Annotated in this window: 20 protein-coding genes; 9 read left to right on the top strand and 11 right to left on the bottom strand. The window is 45.9% G+C overall.

Translation table 11 applies throughout. The annotated features are described in order from the left end of the window. Positions 1 to 298 precede the first annotated feature (298 nt). Together QUA53_RS26420 and QUA53_RS26425 are read right to left on the bottom strand one after the other, a co-directional pair. Positions 299 to 853 carry a DUF6658 family protein gene (locus QUA53_RS26420; RefSeq protein WP_333100689.1) on the bottom strand — a complete coding sequence of 185 codons (555 nt, stop codon included), beginning with the start codon at positions 851 to 853 and terminating at the stop codon, positions 299 to 301. Positions 854 to 1,087: 234 nt separating this feature from the next. Continuing rightward, the gene (locus QUA53_RS26425; RefSeq protein WP_333100690.1) at positions 1,088 to 1,825 is read right to left on the bottom strand and encodes a DUF2993 domain-containing protein; all 738 of its coding nucleotides are present in this window, start codon (positions 1,823 to 1,825) and stop codon (positions 1,088 to 1,090) included. A gap of 275 nt (positions 1,826 to 2,100) precedes the next feature. On the opposite strand from QUA53_RS26425, the gene QUA53_RS26430 reads away from it, so the two are divergent. The 5 genes from QUA53_RS26430 (at position 2,101) to QUA53_RS26450 (ending at position 6,409) form a co-directional block, all read left to right on the top strand. Continuing rightward, positions 2,101 to 3,513, top strand: coding sequence for an HD domain-containing phosphohydrolase (locus QUA53_RS26430; RefSeq protein ID WP_333100693.1), 1,413 nt, complete (start codon positions 2,101 to 2,103; stop codon positions 3,511 to 3,513). Positions 3,514 to 3,759: 246 nt separating this feature from the next. Beyond that, positions 3,760 to 4,353, top strand: coding sequence for a pentapeptide repeat-containing protein (locus QUA53_RS26435; protein WP_333100695.1), 594 nt, complete (start codon positions 3,760 to 3,762; stop codon positions 4,351 to 4,353). A 128-nt stretch (positions 4,354 to 4,481) separates the two neighbouring features. Further along, positions 4,482 to 5,237: a DUF2993 domain-containing protein gene (locus tag QUA53_RS26440; protein WP_333100696.1), complete on the top strand. Its 756-nt coding sequence runs from the start codon at positions 4,482 to 4,484 to the stop codon at positions 5,235 to 5,237. A gap of 235 nt (positions 5,238 to 5,472) precedes the next feature. Continuing rightward, positions 5,473 to 5,760 carry a DUF1816 domain-containing protein gene (locus QUA53_RS26445; RefSeq protein WP_333100698.1) on the top strand — a complete coding sequence of 96 codons (288 nt, stop codon included), beginning with the start codon at positions 5,473 to 5,475 and terminating at the stop codon, positions 5,758 to 5,760. Between the two features lie 373 nt (positions 5,761 to 6,133). After that, the gene (locus QUA53_RS26450) at positions 6,134 to 6,409 is read left to right on the top strand and encodes a DUF1816 domain-containing protein (RefSeq protein ID WP_333100700.1); all 276 of its coding nucleotides are present in this window, start codon (positions 6,134 to 6,136) and stop codon (positions 6,407 to 6,409) included. Between the two features lie 162 nt (positions 6,410 to 6,571). Here the strand turns inward: QUA53_RS26450 and QUA53_RS26455 are convergent, their stop codons facing one another. Both QUA53_RS26455 and QUA53_RS26460 read right to left on the bottom strand, forming a co-directional pair. Then, the gene (locus tag QUA53_RS26455) at positions 6,572 to 7,576 is read right to left on the bottom strand and encodes a J domain-containing protein (protein ID WP_333100702.1); all 1,005 of its coding nucleotides are present in this window, start codon (positions 7,574 to 7,576) and stop codon (positions 6,572 to 6,574) included. Positions 7,577 to 8,011: 435 nt separating this feature from the next. Then, positions 8,012 to 8,167, bottom strand: a complete 156-nt coding sequence (locus tag QUA53_RS26460; protein WP_333100704.1) for a hypothetical protein — start codon at positions 8,165 to 8,167, stop codon at positions 8,012 to 8,014. Positions 8,168 to 8,556: 389 nt separating this feature from the next. Between QUA53_RS26460 and QUA53_RS26465 the strand changes: the two genes are divergently transcribed. Then, a complete protein-coding gene (locus QUA53_RS26465; RefSeq protein ID WP_333100706.1) occupies positions 8,557 to 8,745 on the top strand; it encodes a hypothetical protein in 189 nt (62 codons plus the stop codon). A 139-nt stretch (positions 8,746 to 8,884) separates the two neighbouring features. On the opposite strand, the gene QUA53_RS26470 is transcribed toward QUA53_RS26465, so the two are convergent. Next, positions 8,885 to 10,174: a glucose-1-phosphate adenylyltransferase gene (locus tag QUA53_RS26470; RefSeq protein ID WP_333070968.1), complete on the bottom strand. Its 1,290-nt coding sequence runs from the start codon at positions 10,172 to 10,174 to the stop codon at positions 8,885 to 8,887. A 760-nt stretch (positions 10,175 to 10,934) separates the two neighbouring features. On the opposite strand from QUA53_RS26470, the gene QUA53_RS26475 reads away from it, so the two are divergent. Continuing rightward, positions 10,935 to 12,401 (top strand): alpha-amylase family glycosyl hydrolase, encoded by a 1,467-nt coding sequence (locus QUA53_RS26475; protein ID WP_333100707.1) that lies wholly within the window; start codon positions 10,935 to 10,937, stop codon positions 12,399 to 12,401. A gap of 195 nt (positions 12,402 to 12,596) precedes the next feature. Here the strand turns inward: QUA53_RS26475 and QUA53_RS26480 are convergent, their stop codons facing one another. Both QUA53_RS26480 and QUA53_RS26485 read right to left on the bottom strand, forming a co-directional pair. Beyond that, positions 12,597 to 13,013, bottom strand: a complete 417-nt coding sequence (locus QUA53_RS26480; protein ID WP_333100709.1) for a fasciclin domain-containing protein — start codon at positions 13,011 to 13,013, stop codon at positions 12,597 to 12,599. Between the two features lie 165 nt (positions 13,014 to 13,178). After that, positions 13,179 to 13,607 carry a DUF2358 domain-containing protein gene (locus QUA53_RS26485; RefSeq protein WP_333100720.1) on the bottom strand — a complete coding sequence of 143 codons (429 nt, stop codon included), beginning with the start codon at positions 13,605 to 13,607 and terminating at the stop codon, positions 13,179 to 13,181. 58 nt (positions 13,608 to 13,665) lie between these two features. On the opposite strand from QUA53_RS26485, the gene QUA53_RS26490 reads away from it, so the two are divergent. After that, positions 13,666 to 14,244 (top strand): hypothetical protein, encoded by a 579-nt coding sequence (locus QUA53_RS26490; RefSeq protein WP_333100711.1) that lies wholly within the window; start codon positions 13,666 to 13,668, stop codon positions 14,242 to 14,244. Between the two features lie 34 nt (positions 14,245 to 14,278). Here QUA53_RS26490 and QUA53_RS26495 read toward each other — a convergent pair whose 3' ends face one another. Continuing rightward, positions 14,279 to 14,674 carry a VOC family protein gene (locus tag QUA53_RS26495; RefSeq protein ID WP_333100713.1) on the bottom strand — a complete coding sequence of 132 codons (396 nt, stop codon included), beginning with the start codon at positions 14,672 to 14,674 and terminating at the stop codon, positions 14,279 to 14,281. Between the two features lie 53 nt (positions 14,675 to 14,727). Then, on the bottom strand, positions 14,728 to 15,915 hold the full coding sequence (locus QUA53_RS26500) for a histidinol-phosphate transaminase (RefSeq protein WP_333100714.1): 1,188 nt from the start codon (positions 15,913 to 15,915) through the stop codon (positions 14,728 to 14,730). Between the two features lie 183 nt (positions 15,916 to 16,098). Between QUA53_RS26500 and QUA53_RS26505 the strand changes: the two genes are divergently transcribed. Next, the gene (locus QUA53_RS26505) at positions 16,099 to 16,383 is read left to right on the top strand and encodes a WGxxGxxG family protein (protein ID WP_333100715.1); all 285 of its coding nucleotides are present in this window, start codon (positions 16,099 to 16,101) and stop codon (positions 16,381 to 16,383) included. Positions 16,384 to 16,575: 192 nt separating this feature from the next. Here the strand turns inward: QUA53_RS26505 and QUA53_RS26510 are convergent, their stop codons facing one another. After that, positions 16,576 to 17,283 (bottom strand): ROK family protein, encoded by a 708-nt coding sequence (locus QUA53_RS26510; RefSeq protein WP_333100716.1) that lies wholly within the window; start codon positions 17,281 to 17,283, stop codon positions 16,576 to 16,578. A gap of 32 nt (positions 17,284 to 17,315) precedes the next feature. Next, a complete protein-coding gene (locus QUA53_RS26515; protein ID WP_333100718.1) occupies positions 17,316 to 18,008 on the bottom strand; it encodes a YqiA/YcfP family alpha/beta fold hydrolase in 693 nt (230 codons plus the stop codon). Positions 18,009 to 18,294 lie beyond the last annotated feature (286 nt).

Here is an 18,294-nt window from a genome sequence, read left to right on the forward strand (position 1 = left end):
TCTCAATTTTCTGCCTTTAGGGAGCCTGTGCCAATCACAGGCTCCCTTTTCTTTCCCTTGTTAGTCTAAACTCCAGATGATTACAATTTACCAAAAACACTATCGGTAATCGCAGCCTAAATCCCAGAAAATGTCAAATATATTGCTATGCCTCATAAAAAAACAGAAAAAGAGTTAATTTTTTGAGCATATAACAGCTCTACAAGCATTTATATACTTTGGCTAAATTATATTTTATATATTATTTATGTAGGGGCTAATTTCAGACAGCCCCTACATTATTTTAGGTTATGCTTGCTTATTTTTGCAGCGGATTGAGTTTCGTAACCGAGCTTTCCTTGGCATCTTCAGCACTATCTTTGAGGAAACCAGAAGCATCCTTAAACGCAGCGCCTACTTTCTCTAAAATATTGGCATCAGAATCGCTTTGTCCGTCTGGCGCTTCTAACACAGTTTTATCTCCGCCGCGTTCGGGGTCTAACTTGTCAGTTTCCATGGGTGCAGAACCCGGATAAAGCAGCTTTGAGGAATTAGATTCACCGGTAGTCGCAGCCATAAGACGATCGCCCAATATCGACAAATCAGCCCGATTCTTTTGTGCTTGAGCAGGCGACTGATTTACTTTAGGATCGGTGGAGGTTTTATAATTCGTGTATCCATCACCGTCACCCTTGTGAGGATTATTCATTCCTCCAGCTTGAACGGGAGGATTGTCAGGCCGAGCGCCTCGAACATCGCCCGCATTGCAAGCGGTGCTGGTAAACAGCAGCACACCTGCCATAAATACAGTCAAAAATTGAGTCAAAAATCGACCGTTACGCAGTTTTTTCAAAAAAGAAATTACAGTGTTCATTAAAAGTTTCCGATTTTTTACTACTACTTGTCAAGAATAAAAGTAAACTCCCCATGCCTGCCTCTAACGGCGGTAATATTTTGCTGCGGGTTGCTATCGACTTTTTTATGACTTTAGGGGGATTTAATAAACTGCCGAGATTTTTCCAAAGCAAAGCATAATAGTAGGGTTCGCCAGTTCCAATAGTTGCTGGAATTGAAGAGCTTTTTTGTTTCTGACACACCCTACAAGCTCCTAATTAGGGAATTTTTCGACTTTCGCTTCAGCTTGCAAAGTTAGCAAACCAGCTTCCACATTTAGCTGCTGGATCCGCAGGGACATTCCCTCAAGTTCAAAATTTCGCAAGTTTAAAACTTCACCAGCTTTGTCAGCCAAAGCTTCAGTTAACTCCGGCGAAAATTCCTTGTTTTCCGGATACTCGACATCCTGAAGAGAAATTGCCCAACCGCCCGCTGCGATCTCAGGTTTTGCTGTGAAATAAATCTTTTCCGTGGAGGCAGTTTCCCGCACTAATACCTCAGCATTTAAAGCGATTGTTCCGGTTAGCAATTTGCACTCAATAGTTTTAACGTCTATTGTCTGCTGTTGTCCGTCAACAGTAACTTTTAAGTTTTTCAGTTTCCTGCTGATGTATTCGGAATTAAAAGCGCGGTTGATATCGCTTTCTGTTAAAACTGCGCGCGCCCCACCGAAGGCAGGCCCGTTCAGTTCAATTTTGCCAAACATAGCGGTCAGGGGATTGACTGCAATATCCTTGACGTGGATTTGCAATTCTTCCACGCGCAAATCTTGCTGCATTACTAATCCTTTGCCCTCAACGGCAACGGCCTCTACTTCTCCCTGGGCTAGCTGGCCAGGATCGGTGTTAACTGTGACAGACAAAGTTTCGGATTCGTCTAATTTGCTAGCAATAGCAATCTCTGCAACTTTGTCGATCGCCTGTTCCCCTAAACTTCTATTTTGTTGAAGCACGCTCAGAATTCCTAATAATCTTGTTTTAAAAATAGTAGTTAATACCTAAGTTATTTATCGTCTTCCTCTCGGCAGGTTTCTCGTATGAAAAAAACTCAGCCAAAGACAGAGGGTTTCCAGAAAATTACTAAAATTAATCAGGTACTCTTCGGCGCACTCTACATTGACTCCGTGGCGAAGCGGTGAAAACTCAAAAACTAGGATTTTTGCCAAAAGTCTTTTCTAGAAGTTCGATCGCCCGCTACAATAAGTAAGAGCCGGCACCGCTTTTTGCAATGAATTCAGAATCAACTCTCGCTAGACTACAAGCTACACTTCCCGACGGAAAACTGCCTTCTAGCTACGGGGTATACTTCAAAAACACCCTAGTAGCCCTATGTCACGCCCTAGAAGACCACATTTTGCAAACCAGTGGCGGGGACAAGAGCGAACTCCAACCCTTAGTTTTGGTAACGTTTCAGCAGGGTAAATGGTATTTACAGGAAGCCGATCGCTACCTAGATATTGCTAATGCCTCTCGGCGCGTTGTCATCGGTGCAGTAGCCGACAGCGGTTTCGCTACCCACAAAACGGGTCAATTAGAAAATGTATCTTTAATAAATCTCGATGAGAGCGACCCCCTCATCCAAGAATGGAATTTAATCATCGTCGCCCCCACATACAAAGCAATGGTGCTTTGCCGCGAACTTTCAGCCGAGGAATACTTGCCCGAGGGCAAGCCAGAAGTCGATACAGAACGAAAGTTCTACGGTTTGTGGTCGTTTGACCAGTCTTTGGTGTCGGCCTCGGCAGAAATTTTTATAGAACAGACGCGACATTACAACTCCCCCCTAGCCGACAGTTTGCTGGAAATGTACCGCGAAATCCTGGCAACCAAAGGCCCGCCCTTGGCAGATATTAGTGGCGTGGTATCGCGGATAGTCACTTACCTGCAAAGTTCTCAGCAGCAAATGGTGGCAATTAACCGCCAAACCCGCGAATTGTGGGAATTAGAAGGTCAAGCTTTGCGCGTCAGCCGCAATTTGAACGCTAACAAACTTCAAGCTTTTCTGCGGATGGCCCAGCGCGTGGACGAACGCGATACCTCCAATCCTACAGCGTCTTTGCAGGTGGCGGCTTTGTCGGAAACTTTGGGTCAACTGCTGGATTTGCCTGCTTTGCAGTTGCGGAGGCTGCGGCTGGCTGGATTGCTGTTTCGAGTCGGCTTAGTTTCTGCCCCGAATGAAGTGTTCGATCGCACTCCCGATCAATTCGACCCAGCAACTTTCTCTTTTTGGCGCGATCGCAGTTTCATTGGTTCCCAACTGCTGCAAGCAATGCCGGAACTAGCACCTGTGGCGGAAATTGTCAAGCACCAACTCGAATATTGGGACGGCAGCGGCAGGCCAGAGGGTTTGCGAGCCGAAACCATACCCGTTGCTTCGCGGATTTTGGGGTTGGTCGCTGATTTTCAAGAATTGACTCAACCCCGTGGCGATCGTCCGGCTTTGAGTTTGAGCGAAGCTTTGGAACAGTGCCGCGAACTGTCGGGCACTCGCTTCGATCCGGCTTTGGTGGAAACACTCAGCAACGTCGTCAGGCTGGCAGAAATGGGTTTGATGCAGTTACCGAACCGCCCGAGCCAACTGCCTAACGTATGGCTGGAGGATTTGGGCGATCGAACGACCGCGACCGCTCCGGCATTATAAAATAACTGGATGGGAAATGGGCGATCGGTAATTGGTAATTGGGAACTTGTACAGAGCTTGTGCTGAGCGCAGTTAAAGTGCCTAGCCGAAGAAGTATTGGGCATTTAAAACTCAGCACAAAATCTTTTCCAACACTACAAAAACTCAGCCTGTGCTTGCTAAGCGCACCCTACCACTGGGAGTTGTAGCCACCGCCTGTCTGTGCGCTAATGACTAATGACGACAATGACTAATGACTAAAAACTAATGACTAATGACCTCGAAGCCATACGCAAAGGCAAAATTTTGATGTTGGCCGGCACTGATTTAGCCGGCAAAGACTTAGCGGGAGCCGATCTCGCAGGTGCTGACTTGTCTCAAGCCAACTTGAGTGGAGCTAATCTCGCCGGCGCTAACTTGCAGCGGGCCGTATTGCGAGCCAACCTCAGAGGTGCTGACTTGAGCGGCGCTGACTTGCGAGGCGCAGATTTTCGCAATGCCGATTTGCGGGGAGCTTCCTTCGCTAACGCTTTAGTCCGCGACGCAAGTTTTGGGGGTGCTTTTTTGACGGGGGCATCCATCGGCAATTTGGATTTGAGCGGTGTCGATTTTCGTGGCGCCGATTTGCGGGGCGCTGCTTTGGCTCGGGCAATTTTGCTTGGTGCCGATTTGAGCAATGCCAATTTGTCCGGCGCTGATTTGTCAGGAGCTGACTTGGAAGAAGCGATTCTGAATGGAGCCGTACTGCGCGGCGCTAACCTGACGGGGGCTAATTTACTTTGCGCCATGATCGAACAAACCCTGTGGGATGGAGCGTTGCTCGATCGCGCCTGTCTCCAAGGCACCCCCCTGAGCCTTTAAATTTCAACAATGTTGTTTTGAAGACAGACAAAAAAACAAGATCTGCTTATAGAGTGAATAAGCACAAGCGATTTTTACATTTCTTAATATAGGGTTATAATGGCGACTGTAGATGAGCAAACGAATAAATGGTAGCAGCTTTGTTTAGCGGTACATCCTTTCAAGGTCAAAGTGGCGATCGCCTTGTTAGTAAAGTAGCAGGAGCTGCGATCGCAGCCTTATTCAAGCGTTCTGAAAAGGCCGAGGCCAACATCCGAGTCGAACCAGTAGCCAAACTCTTGCAGGGAAGCATCGACGGTTTCGACTTTGTTGGCAAAGGTATGTTGATGTACAACGGCCTCCGCATAGAAGTGATGGAACTCTACCTGCAAGCAGTCTCAATTGATTTTGGGGCGATTTTTGCAGGTCAAGTGAAATTGCGACAGCCTACCCAGGCCAATATGCGAGTAGTCTTAAGTCGATCGGATTTAACCACCTCATTCAATACACCTTTTGTAGTTGAAAAACTCCAGAAGCTGAAGTATCAAGAGCAATCTCTGCACTTTCAAAACACTGAAGTCAGCTTCGGAAGTGACAAATCAATTCGGCTTCAGTCCGAAATTACCGTAGGCGAGGCCAGCGAACCCGTCAAAATAGATATTACAGCTCAATTGCAAGTAGAAGACCGACGTAAAATCCAATTTGTCAGCGTTACTTACGGCGGTGACGGGCAAGCAGTAGACTTGGGTCAGGCTATAATTGCCCACGTAAATAACTTGCTAGACTTAGACAAATTTGCCTTAGAAGGCACTCAACTACGAGTAGACCGCTGCCGAGTTCAGAACGACGAGCTGGTTTTCTACGGTTGGGCTGGTATCGAACAGTTCCCCAAAGGCAAGCGCTAAACCTCAGCAGGCTGAGGTTTGCCCAGGCCTCTACTTGGGAAAAAGAGCATTTTTCAGTTAGCAAACAACCCGCACCGGCGGGTTTTGCTTTAGATTTTAGATGGGAGAAAAAATCTAAGATCTACAATCTACCATCTCAGTTCGATCGACTCAAAATCAGCACTGAGGTTGATTCGAGTGGCAAATTATTTTGATACATTTTAATAATAAATTAAATCACCCCTGAAGAATAAAAATGCTCGGATTTTATTTATTTTGTATCTACGTCGCAGTCTTGTCCGTATTTGCGGGGCCCAGCCACCACCGCTCTGAGAAATGGTGGGTAGAAATTGTCACCGACTTGCCCCACTGTACCTACTATTTTGGCCCCTTTGACACAGACAAAGAAGCTTCCAGCAATACTCCAGGCTACATAGAAGACTTGGAAAGCGAGGGAGCCAAAAAAGTTAGCATCCGCATCAAACGGTGTCAGCCTTCGGCTCTCACCATTTGTGATGAATTCTCAGAAGGTGTCGCTGCTTAATAATTTTGATAGTCCAACCGGCAGAAACCGGGTTTTTTAACGCAAATACTCCATCTATTGCGAGGGGTATCGGTTAAACAACCCGGTTTCTGGGCGTCTAGAGAGTGTAAGTTCTGTTTGAGTTTTTCCTTAACTGAAGCCTCAACAATAATATTAAGCATCATGTTGTCTTAGTCCTTACCCTGCGGACTTTATATTTGTAGTGGTGGCTTAAATGTCGGTATCTTCTACACCAAAATGCAGATTTTAGCTAGCACTAACTGCCAAAAATAATCGGGGCTAAATCAGCACTGAGGACGAGCCGAGAGATCCTGTTGCCTTGATAAATTGAGAGAGAACAGAAAAAGCTACTTAAGTCTTCCCAGAGGTAAATATGTTTGAAATATCTATGTTGGCTATGTTTTTCACCGCCTTTTGGGTGCTAGCTCAACCTGCTAGCAGCACTCGACGTGGCGAATGGTGGGTAGAAGTTGACACTGATTCGCCAAAGCGTACCTATTACTTTGGCCCCTATGACAGCAGACAGGAAGCTTCTAACAGCTCGAACAGGTACATCCGAGACCTGGAGAACAAAGGAGCTAAAAAAATTAGCATCAACATCAAAGAAGGTAGCCAACCTACTCACCTAACAGCTAGCGAAGAGTCTTGATCGCGTTGGAAACTGCCAACGACGGGGGAATAAAATTTCAGTTCTTAACAGGGTTTTTTTAAAATGAGAGCGCGCTTGCATACAGTAGGGACACAACAATGCTGTGTCCCTAGGAAAGATGTCAGAAAGGGTATTATTTGCGTCTGAGAAATGCACGTTTTTTCAAAGCAGCATTTGGTTGATATTGCTGCGGGGATTAAAAGTGCGATTTGCCTTGATTTTTTCATAGCATTCGCGTTCTATACTGCTCATTTCTTTCGGCGGCACGATCGCAATTTTTACTAACAAATCAGTCCGCTCGTCTTTCTTGGGTTTGGGCCATCCTTTGCCCCGCAACCGCAAAGACTGACCCGATCGCATCCCGGCTGGAAATTTTACAGTTATCATACCTTCAGGCGCAGGCACTTCAATTGAAGCTCCCAAAACCGCTTCGTCGGGAGTTATAGGCACTTCGCAGACCAAATTCTCTCCTTCAAACTGGAAGAAAGCATGAGGCAAAACTTCTAATTTTAGGTACAAATCTCCCTGCTGCTTGGTGTACGGGTCAACTTGACCTTTACCTTTTACCCGAATTTTGCTGCCAGTTTTTACTCCTGCTGGAATCGAAACTTCGCCCGTGGCGACTCGCTTGGAAGTGCCGCGAAATGCTTCCCCCAAAGTCAGGGAAACCACCACCTCGGTGTCGAGAGAGCTTCCTGCGCTGCGGTTTTCATACCCCGCAAAATCTTCAAATCCGCCAAAACCGGTGGGCCCGCCTGCGCGGTAGTTGCTGTAATTCCACTTGGCGTTGCGGGCACTACTGGCATTGGTACCTGCGCGGCCGAGCAAGGCATTGATAAATTCGTCAAAACTGCCGTACTGGCTGAAGTCAACGCCGCCAAAGTCTACAGTCGTACCGCCCCCGCCTGGCCATCCGCCTGGAGTGGTGGCAGCTTGCTTCCAGTATTGACCGTATTGATCGTATTTTTTGCGTTTTTCTGGGTCTGATAGCACTTCGTAAGCTTCGTTTACTTCTTTAAAACGAGCTTCGGCTTCTTTGTTCCCGGGGTTCATATCCGGGTGATATTTCCGGGCTAGTTTGCGGAAAGTTTTTTTAATTTCGTCAGAGCTGGCAGTTTTGTTGAGTCCCAAAATAGCGTAATAGTCTTTAAAATCTGTCGCAGCCATTAAGCAATCCCCTCTTTATTAGTTGTTATTTGTTAGTTGTTAGAAAGAATAAATCCCAAATTAGCCTCAGGATGGCGAATTAGTTTAATGCCAGGGGTAAAAGTACCTGTGGCATCTCATTCAAATTATAGGTTATCAAAGGTTTGGACTCGATCGAGTTCGGTTGTTGCTTGCGCGACGATCGCAATTTCCGCACCCCGCTGTTGTTTGAGATTTTATAGGATTCGGCTCTCTGGTGCTGAGGACAGCCTGAGCAGCCGGGTCTAGAAATGCTTTTGGCATTCGACAACAAAAACAATGTTTCATCAATGAATGAACAACACCCTTACCCTATGGGCGGTTGCTACACCTTTGAACTTTTAGAGGGTAAGACTCTTGCCACCATAAATTTTTAGGAGTTGTGCGCCTTCGGGCTTTTGGGAGGAGGCGAGAGCTTTAGGGTGCATCCCGGTTGAAGCGAGCCCGGGAGAGCTGCTGCTGTTGCTGGCGCGAGTACCCGTCGGGTTGAGTGTTGCGGAAGAGCGAGCTTTTTTTGCTCTTTTGTTGCGGTGCGCGGTGCGATCGAACTTCTCTATAGGAGGTTTTACTCAATGCAAATCTTAGCAGGTTCTCAGCAGCAATTCCGGTCGAATCTGGTGTCTGAATTGTGACTGTATTATACCCTAAAGTGCGCCGTCATCCCACAAAATTTCGAGATATTTTTTGCTCACCCCAGACCAGTGCTATAGAAGCTTATTTTTACAACCTCTGAATAGATTTTAATCAAACTAATATAGCATAATATCTCTGCTGTCTGTTAGCTACATCACACACTTCTATAAAACATTAAGATAAGATAATAAAGGGATCAGGTTTTAACGCCACGAGGGTGCTCACATTATGAATTATTTGCTAAGTTGGCCTTGCGGCTGCTGCGACGAGTGGAAAGATAGTTCCGAGAGTTGTGTTGTACTCAGAAACGGGCAGCGCATTTGTCAGTCGTGCTACGAGCGCAAATACAAGAATCAGAAGCTATTCTCCAGACGCAGGCGATCGGACATATCTGTATCACGGCACACAGTAACAGAGACTGTCCCTTATTAATAATGCGCGAGCCTTTGAATGCAGCCAAGTATTTCGACAACCTCGCCTCAGCGGTGGGAATTAATAATCAACAAAAAAAAGAATGAATTTCGTCATCAGTCATCAGTCATCGGTCATTGGTGATCTGTCACTAATTTACTTATTTATCATCAGTCACTTGCTGAGAGGTAACAGATTTTAACTTAAAAAATTAATGACTGACGACTAATGACTAATGACTAATAACTAAATGATAGTTCCATCAGGAATTGTGGCATTTTTCAGGACTACGATAATGCCGCTGCGGATGTAAAAACCTTGGTTTTCGCGGTTTGCTTCTTCCACTCGGTCTTTATTAATTATTTGAACATTGCGGCCGATGCGGGCATTTTTATCCACAATCGCGCGGCGAATTGTAGTATCTGCACCGATACCGAGGGCGACGCCGCCGTTGTCCAAACTCGAATGGCGTTCGGCGTCGGGTTCGTAGAAGTCAGCACCCATGACTAGAGTGTCTTGAATCGTACATCCAGCTTCAATGCGCGATCGAACTCCCAACACAGAATGGTCGATCCGGCACTGCTTGAGAATGCAGCCTTCAGCAATAATCGATTCAGTTACGTGAGTATCTAAAAGCTTAGTCGGCGGCAAGAAACGCGGGCGAGTGTAAATCGGCGCATCTTCATCGTAGAAACTGAAAGGTGGCTGAGGCTGTTTTGTCAGCGCCAAGTTAGCGTCGTAAAAAGCCTCAATGGTTCCGATATCCTCCCAGTAATCGTCAAACAAATAAGCTTGAACGTTGTGGTCTTTTGCATTATTCGGAATAATCTCTTTACCAAAATCAGTTTGGTTGGGAGATTCTTTCAGAAGTTTAATCAGAACTTCTTTTTTGAAGACGTAAATCCCCATCGAAGCAATGTAAGGACTTTCCTGAGCCTGCTGTGCTGTCAGTCCCAGTTTAGTAGTATCCACCTGCATTTGTTTGAGCGCATCGCCTTTTGGCTTTTCACTGAAAGAAACAATGCGGCCGTTGTCGTCGATTTTCATCAAACCAAAATCCGAGGCCCGCTTCTCGTCCATTGGCAAAACCGAGAGGGTGATATCGGCGTTGGTTTCGCGGTGTCTCTGCACAAACTTCTGGTAGTCCATGCGGTAGAGGTGGTCGCCCGAAAGAATCAAATATTCGTCAACGTCCCACTCTTCTAGCAGCCACAGATATTGGCGAACTGCGTCCGCTGTCCCTTGAAACCAGTTGGGGTTTTCCTGAGTTTGCTGGGCGGCGAGCACCTCAGCAAATCCGTCGGTGAAGCCGGAAAAGTTGTAGGTGCGAGCGATGTGGCGGTTGAGGGATGCCGAGTTGAATTGCGTGAGGACGTAAATTTTGACTATTTCGGAGTTGATGCAGTTGCTGACAGGAATATCGATGAGGCGATATTTGCCTGCGAGGGGAACTGCGGGTTTGGCCCGCAGTTTGGTTAGGGGGTAAAGGCGGGTGCCTACACCGCCACCGAGGATGATGGCTAAGACTTTTTTCAAGGAACTTTCTCCCTAGGGTCGATTAACTCTCCAAGTACAGTGTCGGATGGTGAGGGCTTCTTGACAAGGGGGGAGAGCAAGGAAGTTTTGAGTTTTCACTTATGAGTGGAGTCGCTTACCCAGAAACCGGGTTGTTTAATCCAAATACTTCTTCACACCCTCAATAAGAGTTAAAAAACCCGGTTTATAAGAGTTGGAGTGCGTTCGGGACTGGAGTTTTGAGTTTTGAGTTTTAAGTTAAAATACCCATCAATCAATAATGGATATTTAACAAAGTTTTGAGTTGTGAGTTAAAATACCCCTCAGTAAATAACGGCAGTTTAAGGAAAGAATAAGGTTGGGGATTTTGGCTGTTAATAACAACTTTCTTAGGTAAATTGCTCGTTTTCGCAATTTCTCCCTCCAGGATGGCGCGCGCTGTTGTTCTTTTTCCAGGGTGGCCGGCACCGCCACGCCCAGTGAGGCTTTGTATGGGCCCAAAGTTCGCTCTGGTTATGCTTGAGTTTGATCCTGTTGTTTTTGCTGGCGTTCCTGTTATGTGAGTTTGTCTAACTCCACAGCACTCAGGAAGCGCAGGCCGGCGGGACTATAAATTTATAGGTAGAGTCAGTTTTCAATCTTAAATTGACTGCACATTTGTGTAATATTTTACAATTTGTCGATCGATCAAATGGGATTAAATGTCTATTCTCTACCAAAAGCTAGATCCCCTGGAAACCCCTGCTACGGTAGCCTAAGCCGTAAAAGCTAGAAAAAGTGTATGCAAATTCAAACGCCGGACTGGGTGAAAAACGCCGTATTCTACCAAATATTCCCCGATCGCTTCGCCAAAAGCAAACAGCCCCGCAAACGCCTGCTGCAAAACTTCATGTGGGAAGAATGGCACGACATCCCCACCCTCCAAGGCTACAAAGGTGGCGACTTGTGGGGCGTGATGGAACAGCTAGACTACTTGCAAGACTTAGGCATTAACGCAATTTACTTCACCCCCATATTTCAGTCGGCCAGCAATCACCGCTACCATACCCACGACTACTATCAAGTCGATCCGATGTTGGGCGGCAATCCAGCGTTTAAAGAACTTCTAGACGCCGCCCACGATCGCAACATCAAAATCGTCCTCGACGGCGTATTCAACCACGCCAGCCGCGGCTTTTTCTTCTTTCACGACATCCTCGAAAACGGCCCCCATTCTCCTTGGGTAGATTGGTTTAAAGTTGAAGGCTGGCCGCTATCTGCCTACGACGGCAATTTTCCTGCTAATTATGCCGGTTGGGATGGGAATCGAGCACTTCCTGAATTCAATCACGACAATCCAGAAGTGCGAGAATACATAATGGAAATCGCCGAATACTGGATTAAATTCGGCATCGATGGCTGGCGGCTGGACGTTCCTTTTGAAATTAAAACGCCGGGATTTTGGCAGGAATTTCGAGAACGAGTTAAAGCCATTAATCCCGAAGCTTACATTGTTGGCGAAGTTTGGGAAGATGCCAGAGAGTGGCTCGACGGCAGTCAATTTGACGGAGTAATGAATTATCTTTTTGCTGCCCCGACTATTGCTTTTGCAGCGGGCGATCGGGTAGATTTAGCTCAAATAGAAGGTCGTTCTTACCATCCCTATCCGCCGCTTTTTGCTAAAGAATACGGTGACAAAATTCAGCACGTTTTGGAACTGTACCCGTGGCCGATACAGCTAACTCAACTTAATTTGTTGGCAAGTCACGATACAGCTAGGTTGCTGTCAATTGCTGGGGGCGATAAAGCTAGCGTCGAACTCGCTACTTTGCTGCTGTTAACTTTTCCTGGGGCTCCCAGCATTTACTACGGCGATGAAGTTGGTTTACCCGGTGCTCTAGATCCCGATTCTCGTCGCGGTTTCCCCTTAAAAGCTCACTGGGAACTCGATGTTTTAGATTATCACAAGCAGTTGATAGCTTTGCGGCACAAATACGAAGCTCTCCGCACTGGAGCGTACCACATTCTGTTTGCTGAAGGAACAGTTTACGTTTTTGCCCGAATTTTGGGGGATGAGGAAATAGTTGTTGCTGTCAATGTCGCGACCGAAGAAGCTAATATTAGCTTTGAGGCAGCTAATTTAAAATCTCCTCACGAGAAATTGCTGTTCGGTAAAGGCGAGTTTGTTTGGAAAGGTGAAGGAGAAACTCGGCAGTTAGAATTGATGCTGCCGGCACGATCTGGCTTGATTTTAGGTTCGGATAATTAGTTTAAAATGTAGGATAATCTGCTCCCCGTAGACCTACATTTATAGCAGGAAGGTGCGCGCCAGACATTTATGCGTGTAAGGTGCGCACCAGGCATTTATCGGTGATTTGCCCCGCGTATTCTAAATTTATTAGAATTTATTATAGGCATCAGGTGCGCCTAGCGCACCCGAAATTTATCAGCGAAAACACAAGTTTTATTCTGCTGCAACCATTGCTGGTAGTAGCACCGAATCAATGATATGAATGACGCCGTTGTCGGCAAGAATATCTGAACTGAGAACTTTAGCATCATTCACTTTAATGCCGTCAGAAGTATCAATTCCCACCACAGAACCTTCCACTGTTTCAGCAGAACTTAACTCAAGTAAGTTCTCAGTTAGTACCTCTCCAAACAGAATGTGATAAGTCAGAATTTTCTTGAGCTTGGGTATGTCTTCCAACCAAGACGTAATAGTATTTGTAGGAATTTTGGCAAATGCCTCGTCAGTTGGTGCTAAGACGGTGTAGGGACCCGGACTTTGCAATAAATCTAACAAACCAGCGGCTTCAATAACAGTCACGAGTGTTTTGAAAGAGCCGGCATTAGTGGCAGTCTCGACAATATCTGGCATGATGTTTTTCAGGAGTGCAAATAGCAGAAAATGAATCAGAGGCGACAATCATTTTAGCAATTTACAAATAGCAGAAAATGAATCGGAGGGATGATGATTATTTTCTTCATTATAAGTTATTTGGATGGCCGGCCCTGATGGATCGGGGCGATCGACGTTTTTAGCTTATCCTTGGCTGGAATCCTCCCCCTTGCGGAAAAACTGCTTTAAAATCTCTCCGGGTTTTCTGTCCCAGGTGTCGAGATGTTCGTAAATTAAGCCGTCTTTATCCAGTTTATAAGTAGAGTAGCCGTTGAAGAAGATCCGAGCTTTCCACGGAACCCGCAGGACGCCGCGAACAGTCCAATTTGCCACAATAGTATCAGGCGCTGTCTGACGACTTACGCCGTGCAGGTCGAAGTTAATGTCGCTAAAGAATAGCTGCCCGTGAAATCGCAGAGTCCAAAAGATAATGCGATAGTTGATTTTTCCTTTAAATTTGTTAACAGGGTCTTGAAAATAAACATCTTTTGTGTAGATGTCGTAGGAGATGTCTTTCTCAAAAAGCGTCGGGAGATCCGCTTTCAGGGTGTCTACTGCTTTTTCTACCTGCATTTGATATTCGATCGCGCTCAAACTACCACCTTGTGACAGTATTAATTTATAACTTTAAATGAATAATCTCGATCGGCAGCGGGATGAGAAAAAAATTGATACTTCATCCAGCTCTAATCTTACTTCTAATTATATTGTCCGCGCCGGCCTTTCTGCTGGCCCGGACTTGCGACATCGAAACCTTGACACAGATTTGACAGAACACCCCCACTCCTCTGACATTCTCGTAGAAATCAACAGCGGCAAGCTGTTGATGGTAGATAGCCGTCGCCGGAACGGCCTAATTTTGATTAAACGTTTCCACGCGGAGTTTGCCGGGCCTGGGGCTGCCGTTGGGGGCGCTTTTGATCTTGACTCTCAACAGGCGATTCCCGTCGGGAATTTTTGTTTGGTTTGCCCTCAATCTCCCGAACAAATACAGAAAGCTTTTGGAATTCGGCGGCAGTGGGTGCGGTTAATGGAACAGTTAACGGCAAAGCCAGCAGCTTTGGAACGCGCACAAATGGTTTTAACTCAATTTGAACAATATTTGGATTCGGAAACGGTGGCACAAATTCCCGATGAAGCTTTGGCACTTTTAGTAGGCGTATTTCCCCAAACCATTCGGGCGGCGCGACAAGGAAAGGATGAGTTATAAATTGGTGTAGATACCTGATGCGACGATCGCGCTGCTACAAGCTCCACTCGGCATTCTGCAAAACGACTCGATAGCCATCTGGGTCTTCAAAGGTCACTCCATCTTTGTCCCAGTAGGGATTGTAGGAGTTTACCGGCTCAAGTCCAATTGCTTTCATTCGCTCAACAGCCTGCTGCCATTCTTGTTGGTTAGGAAGGTAAAAGACGATAATATTGTCTTGAGTTGGAGCGCCACCTACAATATGTCCCCGTTGATGGATGAATTCAAAGTGGTGGCTTTCTCCTGGCATCCCAACCATTACTCCGTCAAAACCTTCATGGTTTTCAAAACTATCGAGGATTTGCAGCCCTAAACCCTCTGTGTAGAAATGAACAACTTGATCGAGGCAATCCGTTGGACGAGCAACTCGTAAAACCTTTCCTTGAAGCATATATATCTTCTCCAAAGTTATTTTTGTGTCAAGCAGAAACTGGATACCGAATATTATGACTTGTCAAAAATTTCTCCAATTCGATAGACGGTTCGCTGATTTTCATCGGGACTGCCCACCGTAATTCGCAAACCTCCCCCAGTATGCCGAATTAAAGTACCTCTCTCTTTTAGCTGCTGCATGATTTGTTTGTGTTCAGTTTCTGCTAAATTACGATCGCCGGCTTTCACCCGCAGGTAAACGAAGTTAGCCGCACTCGGCCAAACTTGTAATTTTTGATGCTGAGTTAGCGCTGCAATTAATTTTGTTCTTTCTGATATAGTTTTGGAAATGGTTGCTAGCAATAACTGCCGCTGCGCTAAGGCTAACTCGGCTGCAGTTTGCGAGAAACTGGGAAGGTTGTAGGGGAGGCGGATTTTTTCTAAGGCGGCTGCGAGTTCGGGATGGGCGATCGCATATCCGACTCTCATTGATGCCAATCTAAATGCTTTGGAAAATGTGCGTAAAATTATCCAATTCGGGTGTTGGTGCAATTGGTCGGCTAAAGTATTTTGGCTGAATTCAAAATAAGCTTCGTCAATTACTACTAATATCTCTTCTGGTAAAGTTGACAACCATTCTATTTCATCGGTTGTCAAAGCATTGGCTGTGGGAGAATTGGGATGAACGACAAAGACAGCGCGCACGGGGGGATTTGGATTTTGGGCGATCGCCCTTTTAGCCGCCTCGATATCGATTTCAAAATTCTCCTCTTTCCGCTGAACACTTACAACGGGAATGCCGAGGGTTTGGGCGATTATTCCATACATCGAGAAGGTGGGATTGGCTACCAAAATAGAGCCTTGTCCGCCTAAACAAGTAGCTATTAAGAGCGATCTAATTAGTTCGTCGGAACCGTTACCCACAGAAATATTGTCGGCTGTAATGGCGGTTTTTGGCAGTGTCACCCCCCCTAACCCCCCCTTAATAAGGGGGGCGACATTTAGGGATTCATTGACGTATTGGGCTATCGCCTCTTTGAGGACGGCGTGTCCTCCGTCGGGATAGCGATTTGTCTCAATTAACTGCTGGTAACTCCAAGCTAACTTTTTTTTTAATTCCTCTGGCAAGTCGTAGGGGCATTCGTTGGTATCTAGGCGATCGATCGCCCTTTCCGAGTGCGCTGGTTCTCCTGATGTGCCGCCCGGATGGGGAGTGTATGCGGTAAGTTCGGCTAAATCTTTTCGGATAAAGGGAAGCATGGTAGAGTTTTAGACTTTTTATTTTAGATAATCTGCTTACAAGCATCTGAACTTAGCATAGAGCTTGTTCTATCTCGAAAGCAAGAGGAGAGGAGGGATTTAGTTTCTGTCGATCGATTGATGCGTCGGCTGCGGCAAATTGATTATTCTTAGAAAGTAACTGCTAATATGTGGAAACCAAGTATGAAAGTCAAGCCGTCCGATATCTCTAAAAATGCCGCCGCTACCATCATAGCTTTGAGTTTGGCTGTTCTCCCTTCAGCTATGCCTGCCTCAGCTCAAACCGATTCAGCTCCGGCCCAGAACAATACTGGTTCTAATGGAGTCGTTCTAGACAGAACTCCCTTTCAAGAAAGCAAAAACGACAACAATCATTGGGGTGCTTTGGGTTTGTTGGGCATCCTCGGTTTGGCGAATCTGTTTCGCAAGGATGAACCCAAACGCTACCGCGATCCAATGGGCGAATAACTTTTTCAACGGCGACCCTCTTCGATGGATCCGCTACCGCCCAAGCCCAAAACAAAATCAACAGTGGTGGGTGGATTCAGAAACCGGATTTTTTACCGCAAGACTCGATTATTGCCTTTAATCAGAGCCAAAGATCCGGTTTCTTTGATTTTCTTTGATATTGATGATGGGCATTTGTGCCACAAAGTTTATTCAATCGCGCCACAAAGCAATCCCGCCCAATAAACCGCTCACATTTGGTACTATTTTAACCTGTGGCGGTAACTCAAAAGCAATTTTTTTAGTATTGCCGCCACCGATGTAAATGCGATCGCAGTTAAAGAGATTTTGCAGAGACGTGAGCGCTTTTTCTAGACGGCGATTCCACCTTTTGGAACCGACTGTATCTAATGCCGATCGGCCTAATTGCTGTTCGTAAGTTTCCCCTTTGCGGAACGGGTGATGTCCTAACTCAAGATTTGGTACCAAGATACCATCGACAAATAAGGCAGAACCAAAACCGGTGCCAAGGGTAATTACTAATTCTACCCCCGTCCCAGCAATTGCTCCCAATCCTTGAATATCCGCATCGTTAGCCACTCGCACAGGTTTTCCCAAGCGATCTTTGAGAGTAGTTTCTAAGTCAAAATCTATCCAAGACGGATCTAAATTCACTGCGGTTTTGATGACGCCTAGACGCACGACGCCTGGAAAACCGACGGATACTCTGTCAAATTCCCCTTGTCCGCTGGCTAAAGAGGCGATCGCCTCTAGTATCGGTTCCGGTTTAGGTGGTTGAGGCGTTTCTAAACGGCTGCGTTCCGTTTGGGGTGCGCCTTCATTGTCCAAAACCATAACTTTGATGCCACTTCCGCCAATGTCAACGGCTAAGGTGCGAGTCGATCTATCTTGTTCAGTCATTTTATTGTTAAGACTTGCAAGTTTGTCTAATTTTAATTTTTGAATGGGCAAAACTTTTGAATCGCTTCCCACATTTCCGCTAGGACATTTCCCAAAGAATGATCGTCTTCTAATTCGATTAATTGCACCCAGGGACGGTTAGCGGCAAAATTTCTGCTAGCTTGAACCGGTATTATTGTATCATGCTGACCGTGAAGGATTAACGTAGGGACTGACCGGATTAATTTTTCTTCAGGGTATTGAGCCATATCTGCCAAAAACTGATAATTCAGTGGCACATAACGCTGTTGGCCGTAGTGGTAAACGGGCAAATATTTCTCAGACTGCCACTTTTCTAACTGTTGCTGTCCCAACAGTGGCAGCCAGTGGGAGATAAAGTCAAAAGCCGGTGCTAACAAAACTATTTGCTTGACTGACAATTGTCGCTGGGCCAACCAAGCTGCTGTCAGTCCCCCGAAACTAGACCCAATTATGGTGACTCCCCCTATACTTTTTACATTTTCTGTTGGAGATTGGGAGGATTCGCTTGACAAAAAGTCTGTTTCTATTTGATTTAATTGGCGGGTGAGAGTGAGTCCCGAAAAATCATTTTGATTGAGATCGGGAGTTATTAGGTCAATTCCTAGGTAAGAAAAGCGATCGCGGAAATATTTAGCCTTCGCTGAATCAGGACTTGAAGCAAATCCATGTAAATAAATGTAACTCGAATGGTTCTGTAGATTCATCCAGAAAAATTTATGAGACTTCCCAACTAATTATTTTAACTTAATATGAGTTATTAACTAAAGTAAAAAAGTTAAGACGCTAACTCAAAGGAAATATATACCGATCTTCGGAAGAGATTAAGGAGTCGCAGGGATTTAAATTATAGAACCCATTTGAGATCTTTTGACGATCGCCCGTAGAGATGCGAGCGGCTCGTGTCACGGGCGAGCGGCTCGTGTCACGGGCGATCGGCTAATGTAAAATTACAATCAAAATACTCAGAGCGGATAATGCCATACTCTACTA

The sequence above is a fragment of the Microcoleus sp. Pol12B3 genome, assembly GCF_036701355.1.
In the GTDB taxonomy this organism is placed as follows: domain Bacteria; phylum Cyanobacteriota; class Cyanobacteriia; order Cyanobacteriales; family Microcoleaceae; genus Microcoleus.